This is a genomic window from Litorilituus sediminis, assembly GCF_004295665.1.
GTDB classification, from domain to species: domain Bacteria; phylum Pseudomonadota; class Gammaproteobacteria; order Enterobacterales; family Alteromonadaceae; genus Colwellia; species Colwellia sediminis.
Genome location: NZ_CP034759.1, coordinates 2,853,487 through 2,878,722 on the forward strand (window position 1 = coordinate 2,853,487; position 25,236 = coordinate 2,878,722).

Below are 25,236 nucleotides of genomic sequence, written 5' to 3' on the forward strand. Positions count from 1 at the left end.
GATGATTGATATCGATATTTAGCGCTGTAAATAATTGATATCGATATTAAGTACTTTGTTCGTTTCATCAATAACACCATCAGCCACTAAAGCATTATAGCTACGTCGTACTTTTTGACAAATCGCTTTGCCGTTGGGGTAGCGCTTAGGCGTGGTGATTGGGTAGCCTAACAAAGTATAAAGTGGGTAGCTTTTTAGCTTGCTTAAGTCATGGTGATTATTCGCTAAGTTTGCATTTGTCATTAGGTTATCAAATACAATGAGATAGTCACCACGACCTATATATAAGCCTTTTAAAGCGGCTGCTATTGTTCGAGGTCGCATAAAGGTTATTTGCGGATTGCTTTTTAAGCTTTCATATTCCCCTAATGGTAAACCATGCAAGATAATAATATTTTTCCCATTAAAATCGTCAGGTTTAGTGAGTTGAGGAAGTTCATCTTTAAGATAATAAACCCTTAAGGTGACTTTTGTTGGCGGCACACAAATGTGTAAAATATCTTCGGTGTTAATGCTTTTAATTTCACCGTAATTGATAAAGGCGACTTTTCCTTGTTCTATCTGAAACTGCATACGTTGGTAGGGCACGTGAACAAATACCACATCAAGCCCAGCATGCTGATAAACCTTTTGCGCTAGGCGGTAGTGTAATCCTAAAAAGTCTTCGCCAGGCTCTTGCCAATAGGGTGGAAAGGTAAGGTAGTACTGTTGTAGCTTTTCTGATGGTTTTGCAATAACCGCTGCGCTAGCGCAATATAGGAATAATAACAGCCAACTAATTACGGCAAGCTTTGACACGAGTGCTCCTGTTTCTGGCTACCCTTGTTAATAATTTAGCAGAGAACCATTAAACTTTCTGGTTCTCTACTGGCTTATCGCACTATGGCTCTATATTGACTAACTCTACCCTGCTGTCTAGTTCAGGTGTTGCGGCGCTATTAACATTGAGTATGATACGTTGACCATCTTGTGTTAACTGTACACTGCTAGGTTGTCTACCTTGGGTTAACGTGGTTGAAGTGATCATTTGCTGGTTATCATATTTATCTACATAAAAGCCATCAGCAACACTTGGGTCAATGCGCACATAATGTGGTAAATCATCATTACTTTTAACAATAAACAAGCTGACAACATTTTCATTGCTTTCTAATAAACCGTTATCGGTAAAGTTACTGCCATCAAAGCTAAGCCACTCGCTGTTATCACTAATTAAGTACAACTGACTTTCATCATTGCTAACGGTAAAGTCACGGATCACTTGCCCTTCTGCTAAGGATTCTGGTCGATATTCATGTGTTAGTTCAGCGGTTAAGGCTAGTTCACCAAAATCGTTCGCTTGCATGGTATAACGATTGAAGGTTCCAGCATTAGGGTTTAGGGCGAATAGCGTGTTTGCTTGTTTGGCAATATCAATATTGGAGGTAACAAAGGCATTAGCGCCATCCCAGAATAGTCGCTGTAAGTTTTCGTTGGCGAACTCTAATGCTTGGGTGATGACATAGTAGCGCCCTGAAATCGGAATAATGGCAAGAGGCTCAAGTTGAATATTGGCGTCTGTAATTTCAGTTATGCTGTTATCTGCAAGGGTAATTCTATATCTATGAATAGTTTCTTTTGTGCTGCCATTTTCTGTGGTTGTCGTAACTAATGCTTTAGCCAGAAGATATTCGCCAGTTGGATGGATAATGAGTTGTTCTAAGAGAGAATTTTCTGGTGATACTGCAAGGGTTGAAATAAGCTCGCCACTGTATTGATGATAGGTAAGCAAATTATGTTTATGGGCAATATAGAAATAGGGCATATTTGGTGAACTCACCATAGCATCATCAGCAACATTAAGTGGCTCTAGTACTTGGTTGCTAAATTCTTGCTCACTGTTAAATAAGCTAACCTGAATGGTTTGTGCCATGACTGCCATGTCATCAACGGCCGATATGTTAATTTCGGCATGACTTATGGCATTACTTGCTGCTATATCGCTATCAGCTTGAATACGTAATTGTGTAGCGCTAATCGGTGTTAACGTTAGCCAAGGTGCATCAGTTGCTGCTTGCCAAGGGTATTGATTTTCGCCAACGTTTTTAATAGTGATTGTTTCATCGAGTGAGCTCACAGTCATGGTTTTGCTTAAGGCAATACTGGGTTTGTCAGTGTAAAAGTAGATATTGTCTAGGGCTAAATCAACGTCAATGGTTTTACTATCGCCGCTCGTGGCTTCAGTGAGAATAACTTTAGCCGATTGTACGCCTGATTCGACAAAGCCTGTTGGGTCTGCTGAGACGGTAATTACCCCATCGCCTGAGCCTGAATGAGTATCTAAGGTTAGCCAGTTGGCATCTGTTGATGCCAGCCAGTCGTTCTGCTTACTGGTGATTGAAATTGTTTGGCTAGCAAGCTCGCTGTCACCTAATGTTGCACTGTAATTGAGTTTGTCTGTATCAGTAGTTAATTGCCATACCAATAAACTAACATCAACTTCAGTTTCGGCAAATTTAGTCGCATCGTTATTGGTTGTCGCGATGCGAATTTTAGTTTGATAACTGTCAGGCGGTAATCTGTTCGCATTAATGACTTCTAAGTGGATGGTCGCTGAACTGTCGGTGACATTTTCTGCACGATAAGTAAGCCATGGCACAGGAGACGTTTCAGGCGGGAAGCCCACTAAAATACCATCACCAACAAAATTTACCTTAATAGCGACACTGTCGCTGGACTCTTGTGCTACCTCATTACTAAAGCTGGCAGAGGAAGTATCTGCTGAAATAGAAAATACTCTGTCATCTGATGAACTGCCACAAGATTGCAATAACAGAGCCATGCTCATAATAATGAAAGCATAGAAAATGTGATGTATTTGTCCCTTCATGATGTGTCCTATTTTGCTGAACTAGCCTTTTTAAGGTTAATCAAAGGTTATTTCAATGTTAACTATAGGAGAGTATAAGAGACTAGCGGATGAGAATCTAGCTTGGCAGGCATTTGATTGTTATTGATTAACAAGCTAGGCAAGCAAACATGCTCAGTAATATTTTGAAACAATCCATTGAATTGACTGTATCAGCACCACAGGTTAATTTTACGGAGATAATAACTACAATTTAGGAAATAACATGCGACAACTTCGTACCGCACTTTCAATCACGGCAGTTTGTGTGCTGGCGGCCTGCCAGCCATCTGAAACAACCTCTAATCAGGCTAACTCTCCGGCTGTGGAGCAAGCAGCAAGCTCTGTGACAAGTCAAACAGAGAGTGAGCGCTTGAATCAGTGGTTTGCTGACAAATATGAACAGCAATTACAAATGAGCCCAATGATGTTGACCTTCCTTGGCCGTAAAGAACAGTACGATAAAGTAGATGATATGTCGCGAGCAGAAGAGAAGCGACAACTCGCATGGCAAGCAGCGACAGCTAAAGAGCTTGAAACTAGCTTTGATTATAACAAGTTAGATGATGAAGCTAAGATCTCATATGATATTTGGATGCATCAATATCATGAAGCTAAAGAGGGTGAGAAGTTTAGCGATAGTGGTTATGTATTTACGCAAATGCAGGGTATTCAAGCTTTTGCTGCTCAATTTTTGATTAACTTTCATAAGGTTGAGCAAGAAAGCGATATGCAGGCCTATAATGCCCGTATCGCAGGTATAGCTAAAGCGATTTCAGTTCTATTGGTGAGAGCACAAGAGCGTGCAGAAAATGGCATTCGGCCACCAAAATTTGCTTATCAAGGGGTAATAGAGCAAGCACAAGCCATTATTACTGGCGCGCCGTTTACTGAATCTGAAACAGACTCGCCTTTATGGGCTGATGTAAAGCGTAAAACTAACGCCTTGCTTGAGGCGGAAAAAATTGATCAAGCAACGGCAGATGCCTTGCAAGCACAAGCTAAGTCGGCATTATTAGAAGCGTTTTTGCCATCTTATCAGGCACTCATTGCATGGTTTGAAAAAGATATAGTAAACACGCAAGAAAATGCCACTGGTGTTGGTCAGCAAGCTGATGGTAAAGATTATTATAATTTTAGATTAAAAGCATCGACAACAACTAACTTAACAGCAGATGAAATACATCAAATTGGTTTGACTGAAGTTGCCCGTATTACCAAAGAGATGGAAGCAATTAAAGATAAAGTTGGCTTTGAAGGTTCGTTACAAGAATTCTTTACTTTTGTTAAAACCGATGAACAGTTCTTTTTCCCTAATACAGATGAAGGCCGCCAAGCCTATATTGATGAAACAGAAAAGTACCTAGCGCAAATCACTGAGCAACTGCCAAATTATTTTGGCATTTTGCCTAAGGCTGATTTAATCGTTAAGCGTGTTGAGCCATTTAGAGAGCAAGATGGTGGTGCTCAGCATTACTTCCCTGGTACGCCGGATGGTTCGCGCCCAGGTATTTATTACGCTCACTTATCAGATATGACAGCTATGCCTAAGAATGAAATGGAAGGTGTTGCTTATCATGAAGGTAGTCCGGGCCATCATATGCAAATATCTATAGCTCAGGAGCTTGAATCAGTACCGCAATTTAGAACCCAAGCAAGCTTTACTGCATATGCTGAGGGCTGGGGGTTATATGCCGAATTACTTGCTAAAGAAATGGGGGGCTACCAAGACGATTTCTCTGACTTTGGCCGTTTAGTGAATGAAATATGGCGTGCTGTTCGCTTAGTGGTTGATACTGGCTTGCATGCCAAAGGTTGGACCGAGCAACAAGCCATTACTTACTTTAAAGAGAAAACGCCGATTTCAGCAGAAGCAATTCAATCAGAAGTTCGTCGTTATTTAGTTTGGCCGGGTCAAGCAACAGCTTATAAAGTGGGCATGCTGAGAATGTTAGAATTAAGAGCACATGCTGAGAAAGAGCTAGGCGATAAGTTTGATATTCGAGGTTTCCACGATACCATTCTTGGTGGTGGCGCTATGCCATTGGCTATATTAGATCGCCGCGTCAATGAATGGATTGCAAAGGTTAAGCAAAGCTAAGCCTTGCCGTTGATATTTTAAGGCCTATTAGCGTATGTGCTAATAGGCCTTTTTATTTCACTTGGTATTACTGTTTTCTTTGTCGCTTATTAGCTGCTTTTACTAGCATGTCAGCTAATTCCTGTGGATCGAGAATAATGCCTTGCTCTTGGGAATTCGGACAAGCCACTATGGCTAAATCATCCTCAATAAGTCCGGGTGTCCACTTGTTTTGCCAGTCTTTGAGTGAAATAGCCTGAGCTTGGCAATGTTGCCATTCGCTTGTTGCCCAAGCTTGAGCAAGTACTTTTGATGGCCATACGGGAACACAATCTTCATCTTCAGTATTTAGCATCACACAGCCGTGTTCATCGGTAAGTAACCATACTTCATTATGATTGAGAATTTGTTGGATCAGATAAGTTAAACGTTGCTCGTCGTTATAATTATCTATGGTTTGCAGGCTAGGCTCAGGCTGTTGCATAAAGATATTCGGCGAAATAGAAATGTAAGGTGAATAATACGTTGATATTTTCTTTAAGTCATAACTATTTTTATAGCTGCTTTTATCGTGCTTGTTTTCGCTGCTAAGTTTCTACTTTTATTGTTATATGTCTACCATTTAGCAGTTTTTAATATCAAGCATTTAGTTTGCTAGCGCAATAAATACTTCGACAATAAATGTCACAATTTTGTCGTTGCTGCCAGCGTTATTGTTTTGCATAGTATCATTAATATTTTTTAAACTCATGGAAAATCAGTTGCTTGAGATTATAAAACTGAGTAAGTCGTATTTAGGTCATCAGGTCTTTTCTGAGCTTGATTTGCAGTTTAGTCAGCAAAAATATTGCATTGTTGGCGAAAATGGTTGTGGTAAAACAACGCTATTATTACTTGCCGCCGGCTTAGAGCCAGCATGCTCTGGTGAAATTTTAATTGATAAAAAGCCTGTTACGGATAAAGCCGTTAGATTTGATATTGGTATTTCATCAGATAGAATTGTTTTACCTGAATTTCTCACCTCAAAGCAGTTGCTAGACTTTCACTGCCAGCAATTCTGTTGCCCTTTTCCTGAGGAGCTTATCAAGGCTCTGCATTTTGCTAAGCAGCTTACTAAACCTATTAAGGGTTTATCATTAGGCAGCTTGAAGAAGATATCTTTATTATTGGCTTTGTGTCATCAGCCTAAATACCTATTGTTGGATGAGCCTACTACAGGCTTAGATAAGCTCAGTAGAGAGTGGCTATTAGCGTATTTACAGCGTTATAACGGCTGCTTGATTGTAACTAGCCATGAGGCTTGCTTTATCGATAATAGCCATTATAGGCAAATTAATTTGCTGCAGTTAGGCGATAATGATTAGTTACCTGAATTTACGCTGGCGAATTTATAGTGATGAATTGCAGCAATTACTAGCATCTTTACAACAGTTAATGACATTCTTGTTATTAATGTTGTACTTAGCTTTGCCTATATTGATACTAACGCCACTGTTATGCCTGAGTATCATTGCTGATATTAATACCAGTTTAGTTGAGCGTGTTATCTATCAATGGTTTTATTTGGCATTGTTATATTTGCTGGTGCGTATTCAGCGTAAGGCTGTTATAGCAAGCAGATATCAGCATTATTTAGCCAGTGTTCCACAATCAACTTTCAGCAGTAAACTTGCCAGTATTTTACTTACCTGTATGGCAGGTAATTTATTGCTGTTAGCGCCGTTAGCGTTATTAGCGTATTTGCCTAATTGGCAAGCTGTGTTGGCTAATGTGCACTTTATTAGCTTTGCCCTAGCGGCAATTGCGATAGCTTGGTTGGCGGTAACAAAAACGGGTTTTGCTTGGTTTTCCTTAGTGACTTTACCTGTGGCGCTGTTGCTTATGATGCCATTGAATATATTTAGCGCAGCTACGATGAATCTTACTATGTTAGCGGCTATTTTTTTCTCAGATCTTGTACCTTGGCCTAGTTCACATGGTAGTAACACGGCTAGCCTAACAAGTTACTGGCAATTACGTTTTATTGCTTTAAGAAGTAAGCCAAGCAGTGGCATATTCCGCCTAGTTACTTGCGTACTGATATTGGTGTTAATTGTTTATGTGCAATACCAAGTTGAGCAAACTGCGGCTGATTTTGTGCAAGTATTTGTTTGTTGGTTAGTGTCGATTATTCTAGGGTCGCAGCAATTTGATAATGAGAAATTTCATCACAGTTATCACTATTATTTAGCTAATTTCTCTAGTGATAGAAAAGTACGTTATTTATTCGATGTATTACCTGCGCTGTTCATTAGTATTTTGCTGGCTTTAGTGATGATTTATTTACTTGGTTTTAGTCACTTTGTGCTGGTATTACTACCCTTGGCTTGTTTGTTAACTCAGTTTTCGGTGCATAAGTTTATGCGCAACTTCTTTATTTTACCCAGTTTAGTATTCGCTACACTGCTTGCTTTTATGCTGTATCTTGGCAGCTAACGAATTGGTAGCGCACCTGTCACCTAGGTGCGCAACATCCATCAAAGGTATGTAAAATAACGCAATAGTGATTAAACTTTAAAGGCACTGGCAATATCTTGTAAGTTGGAAGCCAGTTCTGCTTGCTCCTTCGCCGTTGATGCTATTTGACTGGCTCCTGTGGTTGATTCCATCGATTTTTGTTCGACATTAACAACATTTTGTGCGACATCTTGAGTTACCACAGCTTGCTCTTCTATTGCCGTGGCAATTTGTTCTGTCATGGCAAATATACTACTTACTGAACTGGTTATATCGGTTAACACAGTTTCGACAGATTTTGAATGGCGTACTGCTGAATCAGCTTTTTCTTGGCTACTCTCAATAACACTAAAGGCGGCATTAGCATCATTTTGTAAGGCCGTTATATAGCTTTCAATTTCAGACGTTGATTCTTGTGTGCGTTGAGCTAGCGTGCGTACCTCGTCGGCAACAACGGCAAAGCCGCGTCCTTGTTCACCAGCTCTGGCTGCCTCTATTGCAGCATTTAGCGCCAATAGGTTGGTTTGTTCAGCCACTGACTTAATGACATCAACAACATTGGTAATGTTACTACTACTTTCATGCAAGTTATTGATTTGTCTAGCTAAGCCGTCAATGTCTTGCGCAAGCACTTCAATTGCTTGATAAGATTGCTGGACAACTTCCAGTCCATTCTTGGTTTGCTCGTCAGCTTCTCTGGCAGAATTTGCCGTACTTTGCGTATTTGAGGCAACCTCTTGAACGGTTGCAGATAACTCTTCCACGGCGGTGGCGATGAGGGCGATGCCTTGCTGTTGTTCCTGCATCGACTGTGAATTGTGCTGACACGTTTGTGATGTTTCTTCAGCCGCAGCTGCTAAGGTTATGCTGGAGTTAGAAATTTCCGTAATAGCCGCGGAAAATTTTTGCAATGTTAAGTTAAGCGCACCTGCAATTTTACCTAACTCACTTTTGCCCAGTAGCTGGCTTTGCACACTAAGATCATTCTCATCTCTAATTTTTGTCATTAACGTGGTGAGATCGGTAACTCGTTTAGATAACTCTTGAATGGTGAAGAAACTAACCAGTAGCGCGATCAGTAAAATACTGGCACTGACCACTATAGTGAAAACCATGGATTTAAACGCACTGCTTTGTTTTGTTTGTGCTAGTTGTAGGAGTGCATCACTTAATTGATTTTCAACCTTTTTAAGCTGGCCTATTCGTGCGGTTGATTGACTAAACCAGTACTCACTATCAATATTGAAATCATTGTTTTTAGCTTTGGCTATATTTCTCAGCCTTTCTACCTCGGCAATGGCATCATGGCTTAATGCAGAGTCAAAAAAGGCTTTATTTTCGGCGCTGGCAAAGCTAATAAAGTTGTTAAAGTAGGTGTTTTGCTCAGTCACTAAACTAATAAACTTTACAAACATACCAGGTAAGAATTGATTTGCAGAGAAGGTATTACTGAGCACTGCTCGTTCAATGCCAGCTCGTTCTTTACCTTGTAAAAAGTTGTAGTAGCTGACGGTTGCTTGGGTAATGGCTGCATTAGAGCTTACTTCAGCATTTAAAGCGGCAACACTAAGCAGCTTGGCATTTAAATTAGTGTAATATTTAATGGCTTCACTGGTTTGAATAGAAAGCGACTTTACTTGGCGACGAACATCATTCAGGCGTTGTAACTCTTGCTCAATGGCGCTGTTTAGCGTCTGTATTTTTGTTAATGAAAAGCTGTTGTTGCTTAAGTACTGGCGTTTTGCTTGATGCTTTTGATCTGTGTTGCTGTGCTGTGCAGTGAGCTTATTAGAGAACTTTTTTCCTTTAGAGCCAAGATAACCTGCGGTCATTCCGCGCTCTTTTTGTAATTCGTGTACTAATTCACTGTAAACAACCGACAGTTGTGTAAGCTCTGTAATGGTAGTCATTTCTTTGCTGGTTACTACACCCTTTGAAATCGCAGATATGCTTAGCCACAGGAAGCCAACAATAGGTAAAGCCAGAATAATAACTACCTTTTTTTTAAAAGAAAGATCGGAAAATTTCATGAGTGTCCCTTCTATTATTGAGATTCATGCAGCACTGAAATGAACTCTAAATAACATTGTTGTATTTTTATTAGCCACTTTCAGTATAGACTGAATTAATCGCTTCGCTAATTAGACTTAAGTCAATCATGGTATTTATTGCATGTTAGAAGAACTTAGGTGAATTTTGGCCAAAAAAAACCGGTAATTTTCATTACCGGTGAGTTAGCTATGAGGAAAGCTAGAATATTCAATTATTACAACAAGCGTCCACATAAGGGAACGAAGAGAAGTATAGAGTAGCTGCTCTATTCATGCAAGTAATTTTTGTAATTTTATTTCATTTTGGTTGTTTTTTTACATTCTTATCTTTTTCTCTGAAAAATTTCTTTGCCTTAAACTGAATTTAGATCAAGAAAAACAAGTCCGGTGTTTGGTGATTGCCCCTTGATACGATAGACTATCGGCAATTATAGCTTTGAGTGAAAACAACATGGCCTCTACAGATCAAAATCATATTGAAAATAATCGACAACACACGGATGCAAGTGAGCAAAGTAACACCACTCACTTTGGTTATAAAACAATAGACAAAGATGAAAAAGTATCCATGGTCGCGGGTGTTTTTCATTCTGTTGCTAAGCAATATGATGTGATGAACGATTTAATGTCGTTTGGTATTCATCGCCTATGGAAGCGCTTTACTATTGATGCCAGTGGTGTTCGTCCTGGCAATAAAGTACTTGATTTAGCTGGCGGTACCGGTGATTTAACAGCAAAGTTCTCTCAGTTAGTTGGTAAAGACGGTAAGGTTATTCTTGCTGATATTAATAGCTCAATGCTTAATGTTGGTCGAGATAAATTAAGAGACCGCGGTTTAGTACAAAACATTGAATATGTGCAAGCGAATGCCGAGTATTTACCCTTTGAAGAAAATACCTTTGATATTGTTACTATTGCATTTGGCCTTCGTAACGTAACCGATAAAGATAAAGCGCTACGTTCAATTTACTCTGTGTTAAAGCCAGGTGGTCGCTTACTGGTGTTAGAGTTTTCTAAACCTGAGCATGAAATTCTCAATAAAGCTTATGATTTTTACTCATTTAATATTTTACCAAAAATGGGTGAATTAGTAGCAAAAGATGGTGATAGTTATCAGTACTTGGCTGAGTCTATCAGAATGCATCCAGATCAAGACACGTTAGAAGAGATGATGAAAAATGCTGGTTTTGAACAAACCAGTTATAAAAATTTAACGGGTGGTATTGTTGCCTTACATAAAGGTTATAAGTTTTAACGATTATGGCTGAGTTTATTAAGCAAGTAACTGATTTTGCCATGTTGCCTCAGTTGTTTACTGCAACGCTTGAGCTCATTATTAATAAGGCATTGCGCCATACAAGCCAGCCAGTGAACTTGGCAGACTTACAGCAAAAAACACTGGCGGTATCGTTAGCTGAATTGCCTTTTTCCCTCAGTTTTACAGTAAGTCAAGATAAGGTGCTATGTCATACCTACACTGATAATAGTGATTGTTTAATTACCACCAGTATTGCAACCTTGAGAAAACTTAAAGCTGAGCAACAATTAACTCAGCTGATAAAAGACAATAAATTAGATGTCATTGGTGACATTAAAGTTGCGCAGCAGTTTGCGCAACTAATTGAGGGAATAGAAATTGATTGGCAGTCAGAATTAGCCAGCCACATAGGTGATATTCCTACCCATAAGCTCACGACATTTGGTAATAAAATTACAAAAAAGCTTAAAAATACTAGCGAAACTATACAAGCCGATGTGGCGGAATATGTCGTTTATGAGCAACGGCTAGTGGCAAGCAGTGTCGAAATTAGGCAATTTTCGCAAGCGGTTGATCAAATCGCTGAGCAAGTAAGTGATGTCGAACAGCGTATCAACGCGTTAATGACTAAGTTAAGCTAAATTAAAATTAAGTAAAACCGCAAAAATAGGAGCGTTTGTGAGTAGTGTTCGTCTTTATCAAATCGTAAAAACTTTTCTACACTTTGGTTTAGATGAGATGGTGCCTGCGAAATTCCTGCCTTGGTACGCCAAAGCTGCTCGCCACAGTATTTTCTGGCTACGCAATAAACACAAAGATAAACCTATTGAACAAAGATTTCGCTTAGCGATTGAGTCGCTTGGCCCTGTGTTTATTAAATTTGGCCAAATGCTGTCTACACGCCGTGATCTTTTACCGCCAGAATTTGCCGATGAACTTGCCTTATTACAAGACAGGGTAACGCCATTTGATGGCGAAGCGGCTAAGCAGTTAATTATTCATGCCATAGGCCAGCAAGCATTTGAACTGCATTTTAAAGCGTTTGATATACAACCACTTGCATCGGCGTCAATTGCTCAAGTTCACACCGCAACCTTTACTGATAACGGCGTAGATAAAGATGTTGTTATTAAAGTACTTAGGCCAAATATAGCGAAAACTATACTGGCTGATATTAAAGTCATGTCGCTATTTGCCAGCGTTGTCGCCCGTTGGTTGCCAGACGGTAAACGATTGCGCCCGAAGGAAGTTGTTGCCGAGTATCGTAAAACCATATTAGATGAACTCGATTTAAATCGAGAAGCTGCTAATGCGATTCAATTAAAGCGCAATTTCTCTCAGGGAAGTGAATACGACAAAGTATTGTATGTACCTGAAATCTATAGTGAGTTTAGCCATAAAAATGTGCTGGTTATGGAGCGTATTTACGGTATAGGTGTTGGTGAAGTTGATACTTTGCATCAACTTGGTACTAATATGGAGCTACTTGCTCAGCGCGGTGTTGAGGTTTTCTTTACGCAAGTATTTCGCGATAGCTTTTTCCATGCTGATATGCATCCGGGCAATGTTTTTGTTGATGCAACCAATCCGGCAGATCCGACATGGATTGCTATAGATTGCGGCATTGTTGGTACCTTAAATAGAGAAGATAAGCGCTACTTAGCAGAAAACTTTGTTGCCTTTTTTAATCGAGATTATCGCAAAGTAGCGCAACTACACGTTGACTCGGGTTGGGTGCCTGTTAATACCAGTGTTGATGAATTTGAATTTGCTATTCGCACGGTTTGTGAGCCTATTTTTAATAAACCTCTGTCAGAAATTTCTTTTGGCCAAGTGCTGGTAAACTTATTTAATACTGCCCGTCGCTTTAATATGGAAGTTCAGCCGCAGTTGGTGTTGTTACAAAAAACCTTGCTTTATATTGAAGGTTTAGGTCGACAACTTTATCCACAACTAGATTTATGGCAAACGGCCAAGCCCTTTTTAGAAAATTGGGTGAAAGAGCAAATGGGTATTAAGGCTGTTTTCAGTAAAGTGAAGGAAAACCTACCGTTCTGGAACGAAAAACTGCCTGAATTACCCGATCTTGTTTATGATTATTTAAAAGCTGGCAAGGAAAATCAGCATCAACAAGCACAGCTATTGGCTTTGCTAAATCAACAACAGGCAGCTAATAACCAAAAATTAGTCTTTGGTGTATTAGCATCAGGTTTTACTGTTGCTACGGTACTGTTATTTGGTCAGCAACATGCTGCCTTAGCGCTGCTATCGGGCGCAATGTCGTTAGTGTTTACCGTTTTAGCGTTAAAAAAATAACGCTATTCTTGGCGGCAGCTAGCTACTTTTTCGCCGCAGCCAATCTTGCGCGTATGTCGGCAATACCCATTTTATTGGCTTGCGCTTTATCTTGGTCGGTCTTTTTCTTAGTTTGACCTAGCTCCCAGTTTAAATCATCTTGTGGCAGTTCATGTAGAAAACGGCTTGCCTCAGTACGAGCAATCTCACCAAACTGGCGACGTTCTCTTGCGTAAGTGAATATTAACTCACGTTGAGCACGAGTAATACCAACGTATGCTAATCGTCGTTCTTCTTCAACACAGCCGTCATCAATGCTGGTTTGGTGCGGTAATAAACCTTCTTCCATACCAATAAGGAAAACAAAAGGAAACTCTAGCCCTTTTGACGCATGTAATGTCATTAGTTGTACTTGATCGCTACTGTCTTCTTCTTCATTACGCTCCATCATATCGCGCAGTGTTAAGCGAGTGACAATTTCGGGTAGCGTCATTGGCTCTTCATCGTCGCTACCTTCTAACATTTGCGTGACCCAGCTAAATAGTTCAGTAACATTTTTCATGCGCATTTCAGCAGCTTTAGCGCTTGGTGAGCTGTCATAGAGGAAATCTTCATAATTGATTTCTCTGATCATGGAGCGTAAAACTGCTGCGGTATCACCACGCTCGGCATTGTCAGCAGTTTCCACCAACCAGGCCGTAAAAGCTTGTAACTTATGCAGGCCGCGACCTGTTAAATGCTGCTCTAAACCCAGCTCAAAGCTGGCGGCAAACATACTAATTTGTCTGCTATTTGCGTAGTTGCCGAGTTTTTCTAATGTTGCCGGCCCTAGCTCTCGCTTAGGTACATTAACGATACGTAAAAAGGCGTTATCGTCGTCAGGGTTCACCAATACACGTAAATATGCCATGATGTCTTTAATTTCTGCTCGTGAGAAAAAAGAAGTGCCGCCACTGATTTTATAGGGGATTCGATTGGTCATTAGCGCTTTTTCTAATAAACGCGATTGATGATTACCCCGGTATAAAATGGCGTAGTCTTTATATTGGCTTCTATTCATAAAGCGATGACCAATCAACTCGCCAATAACACGCTCAATTTCATGTTCTTCATTTTTCGCTTGTACTACTCTTAGCTCAGGTCCGTAGGCGAGTTCACTAAACAGTGATTTGTCATACACGTGCGGGTTGTTGGCAATAAGAATATTGGCACACTTTAAGATTCGGCCACTTGAGCGATAGTTTTGCTCTAACTTAATTAGCTTTAATTGCGGGAAATCTTTACCTAGTAATACTAAGTTTTCTGGTTTTGCCCCGCGCCATGAGTAAATGGACTGGTCATCGTCACCAACTACGGTTAAGCGTGCACGCTCGCCGGTAATTAAGCGTACTAGCTCATATTGGCTAGCATTGGTATCTTGGTATTCATCAACAAGTAAGTAGCGAATTTTCTTTTGCCAACGTTGGCGTACTTCTGGGTAATTTTTTAATAATAAAGTCGGAATCAGAATAAGATCATCAAAGTCTAAGGCGTTATAGGCTTTCATGTGCTGATGATACCTACGATAAAACTCACCGTATTCGGCAGTATCAGCATCTGAAGCTGTTTTTAATACCCCGTCGGGTAGCAGTAAATCATTCTTCCAGTTGGAAATCATGCTTTGCAATTTACTGAGTAAATCTTTATCGCCATCAAGCTCGTCAATAGTAAGCTCTTTTAGTAATGCTAAGGTGTCTTGATCATCAAATAAGGTGAAGCCCGGTTTATAGCCTAAGGTTTTAATTTCTTTTCTAACAATATCTAAACCCAGCGAGTGAAAGGTCGATACGGTAAGACCACGGGTTAGATCGCGCCCTAACATTTTGGTAACACGCTCTTTCATTTCTCGTGCTGCTTTGTTGGTAAAGGTTACCGCAGCAATATTACGAGCCTTGTAATCACACTTTTGAATAAGGTACGCGATTTTTTGACAAATAACCCCTGTTTTGCCACTGCCAGCACCCGCAAGTACTAGGCATGGGCCGCTGACGTATTTTACTGCTTCATTTTGTCCGGGGTTGAGTTTCATTGCCATGTGATAACTTATTGTGATTAATTTTTCCGCCGGCGATTTTACCTGTTTTTAGTCGCGGGCAAAACCGTTACAATACAGCTTTAGCGAATTGCTTAAGGTTTATTATGATTAATGCAAAGAAAATTGAAGAAATAGCGAAGCAAGTAACTGACGCTATTCCGCCAGGATTGAAATCTGTTGCTAATGATATTGAAGATAAAACAAAAACGGTATTGCAGCGTAAATTGTCGCAATTAGATGTAGTAACACGAGAAGAGTTTGACGTACAAACACAAGTACTGATTAAAACGCGGGCAAAGCTTAGCGAATTAGAAGCTAAAATTGCAGAACTAGAAGCCAAACTTGGCGAATAACCCGCTTTCATCTTTCAACTTAACGGACTAGTTATGACCTCATCAAAAATCACCTGTTTTAAAGCCTATGATATTCGTGGAAAGTTAGGCGAAGAATTAAATACTGACGTTGCCTATCGCATAGGTAGAGCCTTCGCCCAACATACACAAGCTAAGAAAGTCGTTGTTGGTGGTGATATTCGCCTGACTAGCGAAGAATTAAAGCAAGCATTATCACAAGGCTTAGTAGACGGCGGTAGTGATGTGGTTGACTTAGGCTTGGCAGGTACAGAGCATATTTATTTTGCCACCAGTCATTTAGCTTGTGATGGCGGTATTGTTGTTACCGCAAGCCATAATCCGATTGATTATAACGGCATGAAGCTAGTACGTGAAAACTCTAAGCCAATTAGCGGCGATACCGGGTTATTTGATATTCAAGCTTTGGCAGAAAGTAACCAGTTTATTGAGGTAACAAATAAAGGCACTATCAGCCAGCATGATATTAGCCAAGCTTATACAGAGCACTTATTAACCTATATTAATGTTGATAACTTAAAGCATAGAACTAAACCGCTTAAATTGGTGGTTAATGCTGGAAATGGCGCTGCGGGCCCGGCATTAGATGCAATAGAAGCTGCCTTGGCTTCACTTGATGTACCGGTTGAATTTATCAAAATTCACCATCAGCCTGATGGTAATTTCCCAAATGGTATTCCTAACCCTTTATTAGTTGAAAATAGAGCGGCCACCCGTGATGCTGTTTTAGAGCATGGGGCTGATATGGGCATTGCCTGGGATGGTGATTTTGATCGTTGTTTCTTATTTGATGAGCAAGGTCAGTTTATTGAAGGCTATTATATTGTTGGTTTATTAGCTGAGAACTTCTTGGCAAAAACTGCTGGCGCTAAAGTGATTCACGACCCACGTTTGACTTGGAATACCATAGATATAGTTGAGCAAGCAGGTGGCGAGGCAATACAAAGTAAAACGGGTCATGCGTTTATTAAAGAGCGCATGCGCCTTGAAGATGCCGTGTACGGTGGCGAAATGAGTGCACATCATTACTTTAGAGACTTTTTCTATTGTGATAGCGGCATGATCCCTTGGTTACTTATTGCTGAACTCGTGTGTTTGCGTAAACAAACCTTATCAAGCCTAGTGAAAGAAAGAATCGCGGCTTATCCATCATCTGGTGAGATCAACAATAAATTAGCTGACCCGAAAGCGGCTATTGCGCGCGTATTTTCATCTTACCAACATCAAGCCGTGGTAATTGATGAAACTGACGGCATTAGTATGGAGTTTGATAGCTGGCGATTTAATTTACGCTCAAGCAATACTGAGCCAGTGGTGAGGTTAAATGTTGAGGCGAAAGCTGATCAGGCGCTGATGGAAGAGAAAACGGCTGAAATTTTAAAGATTTTGTTAGCGTCTTAGTATTTGTTAGCTCTTAGTAAAAGGCATTAGCGCAACTGGCTTTAAATATGGCAACTTTATACCAGCAATTTAGCTTAGCTGAGTTTGTTAAGCAATATAGTGCAGAGATAGCTCAACCTCGCTATTACGAGTTGAGTTTGCCTTGGTTGCTGGCGAGTGAAAGCTATATGTTGGCTGAAGGTGCCGATGTTATCGTACACTGCTTATTTAAAAAGTCAGATAACAAAGACATTATACTCATTGCTTGGCCATTAGTGCACCGAGGACAAGCAATTAGCTCTTTAACTAGTTTTTATTCAACCGTAACTGAGCCACTGTTTTTTAGTAAAGAAGCACAGCAAAAATTACCTTCACTATTGCAATGTATTACTCAGCAAAATCAATGGCAAAGCTTGTCTTTAGGGCCTATTGATAGCACAAGTTTGTTAGCGCAAGCACTTAGCAATGGGCAAGACAATATTGGTTATCGCAGGCTATTTGCTCAATCTGATAATTTTTATTTGAATGAGCTAAGCTCTTTTGAGCAGTATTATCAACAGCGACCAAGCCAGTTAAAAAATACCATAAAGCGCAAAGCAAAAAAATTAGCTAAGCAGCATAGTTATCACATTGATATTATTACTCAAGAAAGTGATTTAGCTGCTGCTTTTATTCATTATAAAAGTATATATCAGCAAAGTTGGAAAGCTGATGAGTACAGTTTTGATTTTATCGACTATGTTTGTCGTCATGCCGCGCAGCAAGGTAAACTGCGTTTAGGTTTATTATTTGTTGATAATATTGCCGTGGCCGCACAAATTTGGTTTGTGCAAGAAAGTGCTCAAGTAAAAGTAGCTTCAATTTTTAAGCTCGCTTATATTCCTCAATACCAAGATTATTCAGTTGGCTCTTTGCTTTCTATGGCATTATCAGAGCACGTATTATCATGCGATAAGGTTAATGAAATTGAATTTGGTATGGGCAGTGAAGCTTATAAAAAAGATTGGTTGCCTAAATTAAGAAGCAGAGTGACATATCAATTTTTTAATGCCCAGACCATTTATGGTAATTTGCTTGCCTTAAGGAAGGTTTTATTACCAAAAGTAAAAGCTTATTTTCTCAGATAAAGGATTAATAACTTAGATGAACCAAGAACAAATAACACAGCAGCTAACGCAAGCGCTTAATCAGATAATACCTAGCTATGGTCAGGACTTTTGGACGCCTGATACTGAGCTGGTTGGCGCAATTGCCGAGTTTGACTCTATGGCCATTGTAACCTTAATTGGCGAAATGGAAGAGCTGTTTGATATTGAGTTTGATGATGAAGATATTACTGGTGAACACTTTGCTTCTGTCGCCAGTTTAACTCAATTAGTGCAGGCAAGACTTGGTTAAGCTCAATGATTAATATGCATGTAGAGTTTTACTCAGGGCATAAAGGTCAGTTATTTCGTTTAGTTCGCACGCCTGCGTCTGTTAACGGTCATTTACTATTTGTTGCGCCTCTATTTGAGCAGGCAAATAATACACGTCATATGGTTACTAAAGCTGCTATTGCCAGCTACGATAGTGGTTATCAAAGTATTGTCTTTGATCACTATGGCACAGGAGATAGTCAAGGTCAGTTGGCTGATGCCAGCTTGTCAGTTTGGCAACAAGATATCATCAAACAATTAGGTGAACTTAGGCAAGTATCAGACAAGCCGATAACATTATCTTTGTCTTTATCAGCAGCGCTGTTATTAACTGATGACATGTTAGCCATGGTTGATAGTGTGCAATTATGGCAACCTGAGTTAAACGGTAAACGTTTTGTCCAGCAATTTAAACGTTTAGCGCTTGCTAAAGATTTGCAGAAAGAAAAGTCTAACTCAAACGATACGTGTACAGGCTCATTAATGACTATTGCTGGCTATACCATGACTCATTCCTTGCTTGATGAGTTAGCAAAGCAGGTGCTTGGCCACATATCTCAATGCCAAGCCGATGTTGAATGGCTTGAATGGCTTGCAGCCAATACAGAGTTAACGCAAGGCAGGCAAAAGCAATACGATGCGCTACAGCAAGCTAGTGCCAAGCAAATACAGTTAACAACACTTAGCGATGAAAAGTTTTGGCTGGCGACTGAATTGCTAGTGTCACAGCAACTACTAACTTACTTGCATGGCGCTTTTGCTTTAAATGCTCAATGCGGAGCTGAATATGATTGAACAAGGTGTTGTTTTTTACAGTAGAAATAAGCAGTTAGTCGCAATAGAGCATCAAGCGCTTGAGAAAAGTAGCCAAGGCTTAGTACTTGTTGTTGGCGGTCCGCAAACCCGTGTTGGTAGTCATAGGTTATTTGTTCACCTTGCCAGAGCGTTGGCAAAGCAAGGAGTTCATGTCTTTCGTTTTGATTACACTGGCGCAGGTGATAGTGAAGGTGAGGTAACTCAATTTACCGATATTCAAGCAGACATTGATGCGGCGCTTAGCTGCTTTGCTAAACGTAATCCTGACATTAACGCCTTCTCGCTACTGGGGTTATGTGATGCCGCTTCGGCAATTTTGCTCTACTTAAAGCAAAAGCAAGACGCCCGTATTGAACGAGTATTTCTATTAAATCCTTGGGTTAGGCAAGAGCTTACTCAAGCCAAGATGTTTTTAGGCTCTTATTATCTTAAACGCTTAACAAGCTTAGATTTTTGGAAAAAGTTCTTTACCGGTAAAGTTAATGTCACGCAGTCAGGTAAAGAAATAAAACAATACAGCAACATTGTTCGTTCAAGCTCAGCAACAAGCACCAGCTTTGTTGATGATATGCTACAAGGCTTAGTGACGTTTAATGGCGATAGTCATATCATTCTTAGCGGTAATGATTTAACTGCTGATGAGTTTAGAGTGCTCTGTCAAAGTAATCATCATTGGCAAGATGCCGTAGCAAGCCGTTTAGTGCAGCAGCATACGGTAAAGTTAGCTGATCATACTTTTAGTCAGGCAGATGAAGAACAAAAGTTGCTATCACTAATAACAAATATTTTCGCTTAAATTTTGCTCTGTAATGGTGAAATTAAGTTAAAAATGTTACTTCTGAGTTAATTTGATTTACAATTGCAATCATCGACTAAATTTTAACTACAGCACCTTTAAGGATAAAAAATGAAAATAGGGATTATTGTTGGTACTAGGCCAGAAATAATCAAAATGGCACCTGTCATTCGAGAGTGTCAAAATCGTGGAATAGCCTACTTTATCATTCATTCAAATCAGCATTATTCTGAAGAGATGGACAGTATTTTCTTTAAGGAGCTAAATTTACCTCTACCTGATTATAACCTTGGTGTTGGCTCGGGTTTGCATAGCAATCAAACCGGTAATATTCTTATTAAAATGGAGCCGATATTATTAGAAGAAAAGCCAGATGTGGTTTTAGTTCAAGGGGATACAAATACAGTTTTAGCTGGTGCTTTAGCCGCGTCAAAACTAGGTATTAAAGTCGGCCATATAGAAGCAGGTTTACGTAGCTATGATAGAGCTATGCCGGAAGAAACCAACCGTATTTTAACTGACCATATGAGTGAGTACTTATTTGCGGTTGGTCCTAATCAGCATGCTATTTTGGCAAAAGAAGGTATAGACAGCGATAAAATCTTTACTGTTGGTAATACGGTATCAGACTCTTTATTTCAACATTTAGAGATTTCTGCCAATACCAGCTCAATTTTGGCTGATTTATCACTTGAGCCAGGTAACTTTTTCTTGGTTACCGCTCATAGAGCGTCGAATGTCGATGTTTCTGCTAACTTAATGGAATTATTAGCCTTATTCGATAAGTTACATGCTAAATATAGTCAAACCATTGTGTGGCCAATTCATCCGAGAACGCAGGCAAAATTAAAAGAGTTTGGCATTGAGCTTCCTAGCTACTTAAAGCTAATTCCTCCAGTTGGCTATATGGATTTTATCCAACTACAAAAACATGCACAGCTTATTTTAACTGACTCTGGCGGTATTCAAGAGGAAGCCTGTTTACTTGGCGTACCTTGTATTACCTTACGTGAAAATACTGAAAGACCCGAGTCTATTGAAGTAGGCGCAAATGTATTAGTGGGTCGCGATGCTGATAAAGCATTGGCAGCTGCAGATAAATGGTTATCAGTGTTAGCTAATGGTGAGAAGTTATCGTGGAATAATCCTTTTGGTGACGGCCATGTCGCTGAACTTATTCTAGACATTATTACTAGCTCTACACCCAATACTTTAGCACAAGAAATTATCGCTAAAAATGAAACCATTGCCGTTGTTGGCATGGGTTATATGGGCTTACCGATTGCCAGCTTGCTTGCTGAAGCAGGTTATAAGGTTACAGGTGTTGATTTAAATAGTGAAAAGGTGGCGGCAATTAATGCGGCGCAATGTCCGTTTGATGAAGCAGGTTTGCCTGAGTTAATTAGTAAAGTTGTCGGGCAAGGCTTTTTAAGCGCAAGTACTGAAATTCCATCAAGTGATACCTATTTAGTTGCTGTACCCACACCTCATAAAGGTAATAGCTGTGATCGCAGTTATGTGTTCAGTGCGGTAGATGCTATCGCAAAAGTTGCTAAAGACGGTCAAACCGTGATTGTCGAGTCGACTATTTCACCGCAAACAAGTTTAGCTGTTGCACAAAGATTTGAACAAGCAGGTTTAGCGATTGATGTTGTTCACTGTCCGGAAAGAGCCATTCCTGGGCAAACATTGCATGAGTTGGTTCATAATGATCGCATTATTGGCGCAACAAGTGCTAAGGCACAGCAAAAAGTAAAAACAATTTACCAAAGCTTTGTTAAAGGCGAGGTATTTTTAACTAATCTTACAACGGCAGAGTGCATTAAGCTGGTTGAGAATACTTCACGAGATGTGGGCATTGCTTTTGCCAATGAGTTATCGGAAATTTGTAAAGAGCTTGATGTTGACGTTTATGAAGTGATTCGTTTAGCGAACCGTCACCCAAGGGTTAATGTATTAACGCCTGGCCCAGGTGTTGGTGGTCATTGTATTCCTATTGACCCTTGGTTCTTAGTTGAAAATACCAAAGCCGGTGAATTTGTTCGCTTAGCACGTGAAATTAATGATAATCGACCTGCTATTGTAGCTAAACAAACGCTTGATTTATTAGCAAGTTCTATTGGCTCAACTGAGCTTAAGCATAAGAAAGTGGGTATTTTGGGTGTTGCCTATAAGGCCAATGTTGATGACTGTCGTGAATCTCCGGCAGACGCAATATTGAGTTATTTTGAACAACAAGGTTTAGCTGTAGGCTATCACGATCCTTTTGTGCAAAGTTGGCAATGTACAAAATATGACACGATTGCTGATATCGACAATTGGGCCGATGTCTTAATATTGGTTACAGACCATGAGTGTTATAGTAACTTATCAGTGAATACGCCGCTGCTAAATACTCGAGCATAGCGATAAAGCCCACTAATGAAACTAGTGGGCTTTTTGTTATTTATCATCTTATAATTGATAATTAAAATAAAAGAAAGTAAAAGAAACTAAGAGCATAATTACTAAGGAAAAGTAGAATGAAATTTGTTAAAGCATCAGTGTGTTTAAGTGTGCTATTAGCCTTATCTGCCTGTAGTGAAAAAGAAACGGTAGAAGGTCATCTTAGTAATGCCAAAACATATTTATCAGAAAATAAAGTGAATGAAGGCGTTATAGAACTAAAAAATGCAATTAAGCTTGATACAAAAAATGCTGAGGCACGATTTCTACTAGGTAAGCTGTATTTAGAATTAGGTGATGGTTTAGCCGCAGTGAAAGAATTAGAGCGCGCTAGAACATTGAAGTATGCTGACAATAAAGTGTTACCACTGTTAGCAAGAGCCTATATTTTAACAGATGCAGATGCAGACGTTTTGGCATTAACTGATGCAGCTCAAGTGCTTTCCTCTGTTGAGCAAAGCCAGTATTTTGCTTATAAAACCTTAGCTGCTCTGCGCTTAGAAGATATACCGCTAGCCAAAGCAAGTGCCGAAATTGCTAACGATGCTAATGAGCAAGGCGTTTATGCCATGTTAGCTCAAGCTTATGTGCAACTGGCAGAGAATAACTTTGAACAAGCACAAACCTTAGTCACCCGCATTTTAACCATTGATAGTAATTTGCCAGATGTACTTATGCTACAAGGGCAAGTGGCTACGCTAATGAAAAATTATCTCTTAGCCAGTGAGAGCTTTAAACAATACCAACAGCTACAACCTCGTTCTGGTGTGGTGCAGTTATTGTTAGCGGACGCTTTATTAAAAGCGGGAGAGTACCTAGAAGCGGAGAAATATGCTGATGCCATTCTTGCCAGTATAAGCGGTCAGCCATTTGCGCATTATATTAAAGCCATGGCACGCTTTCAGCAGCAAGACTATAAAAAGGCCAGTGAACATGCTGAGCAAGCGCTATCAGCAGATTTTAATCAGTTTAATTTGAAGTTAGTCGCTGGCGCTAGTGCTTTTCATTTGAAAAACTGGGAACAAAGTCATCATCACTTATCAACCATTGTCAATTATTTACCTACAGAGCATCAAGCAAGACGAATGTTGGCTGTAAGTCAGTTAGAACTTGGTTTAGTGGATGAAATCAGCGCTACCTTAGGTGATTTTGATGCTGAGAATGAAGATGATGTACAGTTTCTTTCTTCGGTTAGCTTTAAGTTATTAGAGCTAGGGGCAACGAATGAAGCTAAAAAGCTAATTGAACGTAGTAATCAGCTAGCACAGCCAGATGCTAATCAAAATGCTAGGCAAGGTATTTTGAAGTTGATGATGAACGATCCTTCAGGTATTCAAGATTTAAAAGATGCTGTACAGCTAAACCCTGAGTTTATAGAGGCAGAGTTAGCTTTAGCTTTTGCCGCTTTACAAGCGAATGATATTGAACAAGCCAAAACTATTGCTAATAAGTGGCAAGAGAAGTACCCAGAAAAAGCTGGAGGCTTTAACTTGATGGCTAGTATTCATATTAAGCTTGAGGAGTTTCAACAAGCTGAGCAGCAGTTACAAAAAAGTTTAGCAATAGAAGAAAACAATGTTTTTGCGATAACGGAGCAGTTAAGAATAGCTCGTTTGCAAAAAAATGAAACCTTAAGTAAAGAGCGTGCTGAGCAAGCTATCGCCTTGTACCCATACAATAACAAGGTTCTTAGACATTACTTTGGAATATATAAAAATGAACAGGCGCTAGAAAAATTAGCTGATGCTTATAACCAAGATAAAAAGAATATTCCAAAGGCGATGCTCTATAGTGAGGCATTGATTGTTTTGAGCGAACTTAACAAGGCGATAAGCGTTTTACAGGCTTTTGAGCATGAGAGTAAGCTGCCTAAACGTTATTGGCAATTGTTGTCTTTGGTTTATCGACAAAAACAAGATGCCAGTCAGGTGCAATCCACGTTTGAAAAATGGCTAAAAGCTAATCCATACCATATCGAACCTGTAGTTTTATTGGCAGATTTTTATGCCGGACAAAGAAAGTTTGATCGTGGCTTAATCGTCGTGAATAGAGCGTTTGATTATCACCCTGATAATTTAATATTACAGTTAGTGAAAATGCAGCTGCTATTAAATAGCAAACAAATAGAACAAGCTAAGCAAAGTTACAATAAACTAGCACTGACAGATATTAATGATAATTTGAAGAAAGGTTTGTTAGGCCGCATTATGCTGCTAGAGCGAAAGTATACTCAAGCAGTGCCTAAGTTAGAAAGCTTTTATACTGCTTATCCTAGCAGTCAGAATGCCGTGTATTTAACTGCCGCTTACCTTGGTGATAATGACAAAGGTAAAGCCGTTCAGGTACTGGAAAAGCATTTACAAAAAGAGCCAGAAAATGCACGTATAAAAACTATGTTAGCAGGGCTTTATTTAGATAATGATAAAAACAAGGCCATATCTGCATATACTGAAATTGCCAAACAACAGCCACGCAATGTTGTTGCCAATAATAACTTGGCTTGGTTATATTTAGAGCAAGGAGAGGTTGATAAAGCATTTGAGCATGCTGAAAAAGCGATGGAGCTAGCGCCACAGATTGCTAATGTTGTCGATACCTATGGCAAGATCTTGCTGAAAAAAGGTGATAAACGTGCAGCATTGAAGCAAGCGACCCGAGCAAATGAGCTGGCTAATGGTAAGGATGTTGATATTGAACTTAACTATATTGAAGCTTTGATAGCTAATAGCCGTAACAATGAAGCTAAAACCTTATTAAGTGCGCTACAGCCAAAAACAAATGCCCAGCAAGAGAAAAAAGATGCTTTGCTCGCTAAGCTGTAAACTATAAAGATGTTAAAAAGGGGCTAGTTATTTAGCCCCTTTTTAAT

The 25,236-nt window shown here is 39.7% G+C and carries 19 protein-coding genes; 14 read left to right on the forward strand and 5 right to left on the reverse strand.

The genetic code is table 11. From position 1 onward, the window contains the following. Positions 1-18: 18 nt before the first annotated feature. The gene (locus tag EMK97_RS12690) at positions 19-798 is read right to left on the reverse strand and encodes a type 2 periplasmic-binding domain-containing protein (protein ID WP_130602734.1); all 780 of its coding nucleotides are present in this window, start codon (positions 796-798) and stop codon (positions 19-21) included. 82 nt (positions 799-880) lie between these two features. Further along, positions 881-2,869, reverse strand: a complete 1,989-nt coding sequence (locus tag EMK97_RS12695) for a BACON domain-containing protein (protein WP_130602736.1) — start codon at positions 2,867-2,869, stop codon at positions 881-883. A gap of 244 nt (positions 2,870-3,113) precedes the next feature. On the opposite strand from EMK97_RS12695, the gene EMK97_RS12700 reads away from it, so the two are divergent. Beyond that, a complete protein-coding gene (locus EMK97_RS12700) occupies positions 3,114-4,988 on the forward strand; it encodes a DUF885 domain-containing protein (protein ID WP_130602738.1) in 1,875 nt (624 codons plus the stop codon). 67 nt (positions 4,989-5,055) lie between these two features. Here EMK97_RS12700 and EMK97_RS12705 read toward each other — a convergent pair whose 3' ends face one another. Continuing rightward, the gene (locus tag EMK97_RS12705) at positions 5,056-5,451 is read right to left on the reverse strand and encodes a DUF2750 domain-containing protein (protein WP_130602740.1); all 396 of its coding nucleotides are present in this window, start codon (positions 5,449-5,451) and stop codon (positions 5,056-5,058) included. Positions 5,452-5,728: 277 nt separating this feature from the next. Between EMK97_RS12705 and EMK97_RS12710 the strand changes: the two genes are divergently transcribed. Together EMK97_RS12710 and EMK97_RS12715 are read left to right on the forward strand one after the other, a co-directional pair. Continuing rightward, positions 5,729-6,331: an ABC transporter ATP-binding protein gene (locus tag EMK97_RS12710; RefSeq protein WP_170176760.1), complete on the forward strand. Its 603-nt coding sequence runs from the start codon at positions 5,729-5,731 to the stop codon at positions 6,329-6,331. Continuing rightward, complete coding sequence (locus EMK97_RS12715) at positions 6,324-7,442, forward strand: DUF6136 family protein (RefSeq protein WP_130602744.1); 1,119 nt, start codon at positions 6,324-6,326, stop codon at positions 7,440-7,442. Before EMK97_RS12710 ends, EMK97_RS12715 begins: the two co-directional genes overlap by 8 nt. Positions 7,443-7,513: 71 nt before the next feature. On the opposite strand, the gene EMK97_RS12720 is transcribed toward EMK97_RS12715, so the two are convergent. Further along, the gene (locus tag EMK97_RS12720; protein WP_130602746.1) at positions 7,514-9,493 is read right to left on the reverse strand and encodes a methyl-accepting chemotaxis protein; all 1,980 of its coding nucleotides are present in this window, start codon (positions 9,491-9,493) and stop codon (positions 7,514-7,516) included. A gap of 472 nt (positions 9,494-9,965) precedes the next feature. Here EMK97_RS12720 and ubiE point away from each other — a divergent pair, with 472 nt between their 5' ends. Genes ubiE through ubiB form a run of 3 tightly spaced genes read left to right on the forward strand, consistent with a single transcriptional unit; the run spans position 9,966 to position 13,088 of the window. Continuing rightward, positions 9,966-10,769 (forward strand): bifunctional demethylmenaquinone methyltransferase/2-methoxy-6-polyprenyl-1,4-benzoquinol methylase UbiE, encoded by an 804-nt coding sequence (gene ubiE, locus EMK97_RS12725; RefSeq protein WP_130602748.1) that lies wholly within the window; start codon positions 9,966-9,968, stop codon positions 10,767-10,769. 5 nt (positions 10,770-10,774) lie between these two features. Next, positions 10,775-11,413 carry a ubiquinone biosynthesis accessory factor UbiJ gene (locus EMK97_RS12730; protein ID WP_130602750.1) on the forward strand — a complete coding sequence of 213 codons (639 nt, stop codon included), beginning with the start codon at positions 10,775-10,777 and terminating at the stop codon, positions 11,411-11,413. Positions 11,414-11,450: 37 nt separating this feature from the next. Beyond that, positions 11,451-13,088 (forward strand): ubiquinone biosynthesis regulatory protein kinase UbiB, encoded by a 1,638-nt coding sequence (gene ubiB, locus EMK97_RS12735; protein ID WP_130602752.1) that lies wholly within the window; start codon positions 11,451-11,453, stop codon positions 13,086-13,088. Positions 13,089-13,110: 22 nt separating this feature from the next. Here the strand turns inward: ubiB and rep are convergent, their stop codons facing one another. After that, entirely contained in the window at positions 13,111-15,135 is a 2,025-nt protein-coding gene (rep, locus tag EMK97_RS12740; protein WP_130604480.1) for a DNA helicase Rep, read from the reverse strand. A gap of 110 nt (positions 15,136-15,245) precedes the next feature. On the opposite strand from rep, the gene ubiK reads away from it, so the two are divergent. From ubiK to prsT, 8 genes are all read left to right on the forward strand, one after another. Continuing rightward, positions 15,246-15,494, forward strand: coding sequence for a ubiquinone biosynthesis accessory factor UbiK (ubiK, locus tag EMK97_RS12745; RefSeq protein WP_130602754.1), 249 nt, complete (start codon positions 15,246-15,248; stop codon positions 15,492-15,494). A 33-nt stretch (positions 15,495-15,527) separates the two neighbouring features. Further along, on the forward strand, positions 15,528-16,913 hold the full coding sequence (locus EMK97_RS12750) for a phosphohexomutase domain-containing protein (protein ID WP_130602756.1): 1,386 nt from the start codon (positions 15,528-15,530) through the stop codon (positions 16,911-16,913). Between the two features lie 47 nt (positions 16,914-16,960). After that, positions 16,961-18,019, forward strand: coding sequence for a GNAT family N-acetyltransferase (locus EMK97_RS12755; RefSeq protein ID WP_130602758.1), 1,059 nt, complete (start codon positions 16,961-16,963; stop codon positions 18,017-18,019). Between the two features lie 16 nt (positions 18,020-18,035). Beyond that, complete coding sequence (locus tag EMK97_RS12760) at positions 18,036-18,290, forward strand: acyl carrier protein (protein ID WP_130602760.1); 255 nt, start codon at positions 18,036-18,038, stop codon at positions 18,288-18,290. Between the two features lie 5 nt (positions 18,291-18,295). Then, the gene (locus tag EMK97_RS12765; protein ID WP_130602762.1) at positions 18,296-19,105 is read left to right on the forward strand and encodes a hydrolase 2, exosortase A system-associated; all 810 of its coding nucleotides are present in this window, start codon (positions 18,296-18,298) and stop codon (positions 19,103-19,105) included. Continuing rightward, positions 19,098-19,922 carry a hydrolase 1, exosortase A system-associated gene (locus EMK97_RS12770; RefSeq protein ID WP_170176761.1) on the forward strand — a complete coding sequence of 275 codons (825 nt, stop codon included), beginning with the start codon at positions 19,098-19,100 and terminating at the stop codon, positions 19,920-19,922. Before EMK97_RS12765 ends, EMK97_RS12770 begins: the two co-directional genes overlap by 8 nt. A 111-nt stretch (positions 19,923-20,033) precedes the next feature. Next, entirely contained in the window at positions 20,034-22,328 is a 2,295-nt protein-coding gene (wecB, locus tag EMK97_RS12775; protein ID WP_130602766.1) for a non-hydrolyzing UDP-N-acetylglucosamine 2-epimerase, read from the forward strand. A 116-nt stretch (positions 22,329-22,444) separates the two neighbouring features. Next, entirely contained in the window at positions 22,445-25,189 is a 2,745-nt protein-coding gene (gene prsT, locus EMK97_RS12780) for an XrtA/PEP-CTERM system TPR-repeat protein PrsT (RefSeq protein WP_130602768.1), read from the forward strand. Positions 25,190-25,236: the final 47 nt, after the last annotated feature.

Bases quoted from the DNA above. Each gene is read 5' to 3' on its own strand.
- EMK97_RS12750 (WP_130602756.1), top strand. From the start codon at position 15,528: ATGACCTCATCAAAAATCACCTGTTTTAAAGCCTATGATATTCGTGGA.
- EMK97_RS12700 (WP_130602738.1), top strand. From the start codon at position 3,114: ATGCGACAACTTCGTACCGCACTTTCAATCACGGCAGTTTGTGTGCTG.
- EMK97_RS12770 (WP_170176761.1), top strand. From the start codon at position 19,098: ATGATTGAACAAGGTGTTGTTTTTTACAGTAGAAATAAGCAGTTAGTC.
- ubiK (WP_130602754.1), top strand. From the start codon at position 15,246: ATGATTAATGCAAAGAAAATTGAAGAAATAGCGAAGCAAGTAACTGAC.
- ubiE (WP_130602748.1), top strand. From the start codon at position 9,966: ATGGCCTCTACAGATCAAAATCATATTGAAAATAATCGACAACACACG.
- EMK97_RS12760 (WP_130602760.1), top strand. From the start codon at position 18,036: ATGAACCAAGAACAAATAACACAGCAGCTAACGCAAGCGCTTAATCAG.
- wecB (WP_130602766.1), top strand. From the start codon at position 20,034: ATGAAAATAGGGATTATTGTTGGTACTAGGCCAGAAATAATCAAAATG.
- EMK97_RS12715 (WP_130602744.1), top strand. From the start codon at position 6,324: ATGATTAGTTACCTGAATTTACGCTGGCGAATTTATAGTGATGAATTG.
- EMK97_RS12730 (WP_130602750.1), top strand. From the start codon at position 10,775: ATGGCTGAGTTTATTAAGCAAGTAACTGATTTTGCCATGTTGCCTCAG.
- EMK97_RS12695 (WP_130602736.1), bottom strand. From the start codon at position 2,869: ATGAAGGGACAAATACATCACATTTTCTATGCTTTCATTATTATGAGC.
- EMK97_RS12705 (WP_130602740.1), bottom strand. From the start codon at position 5,451: ATGCAACAGCCTGAGCCTAGCCTGCAAACCATAGATAATTATAACGAC.
- prsT (WP_130602768.1), top strand. From the start codon at position 22,445: ATGAAATTTGTTAAAGCATCAGTGTGTTTAAGTGTGCTATTAGCCTTA.
- EMK97_RS12755 (WP_130602758.1), top strand. From the start codon at position 16,961: ATGGCAACTTTATACCAGCAATTTAGCTTAGCTGAGTTTGTTAAGCAA.
- rep (WP_130604480.1), bottom strand. From the start codon at position 15,135: ATGAAACTCAACCCCGGACAAAATGAAGCAGTAAAATACGTCAGCGGC.
- EMK97_RS12765 (WP_130602762.1), top strand. From the start codon at position 18,296: ATGATTAATATGCATGTAGAGTTTTACTCAGGGCATAAAGGTCAGTTA.
- EMK97_RS12720 (WP_130602746.1), bottom strand. From the start codon at position 9,493: ATGAAATTTTCCGATCTTTCTTTTAAAAAAAAGGTAGTTATTATTCTG.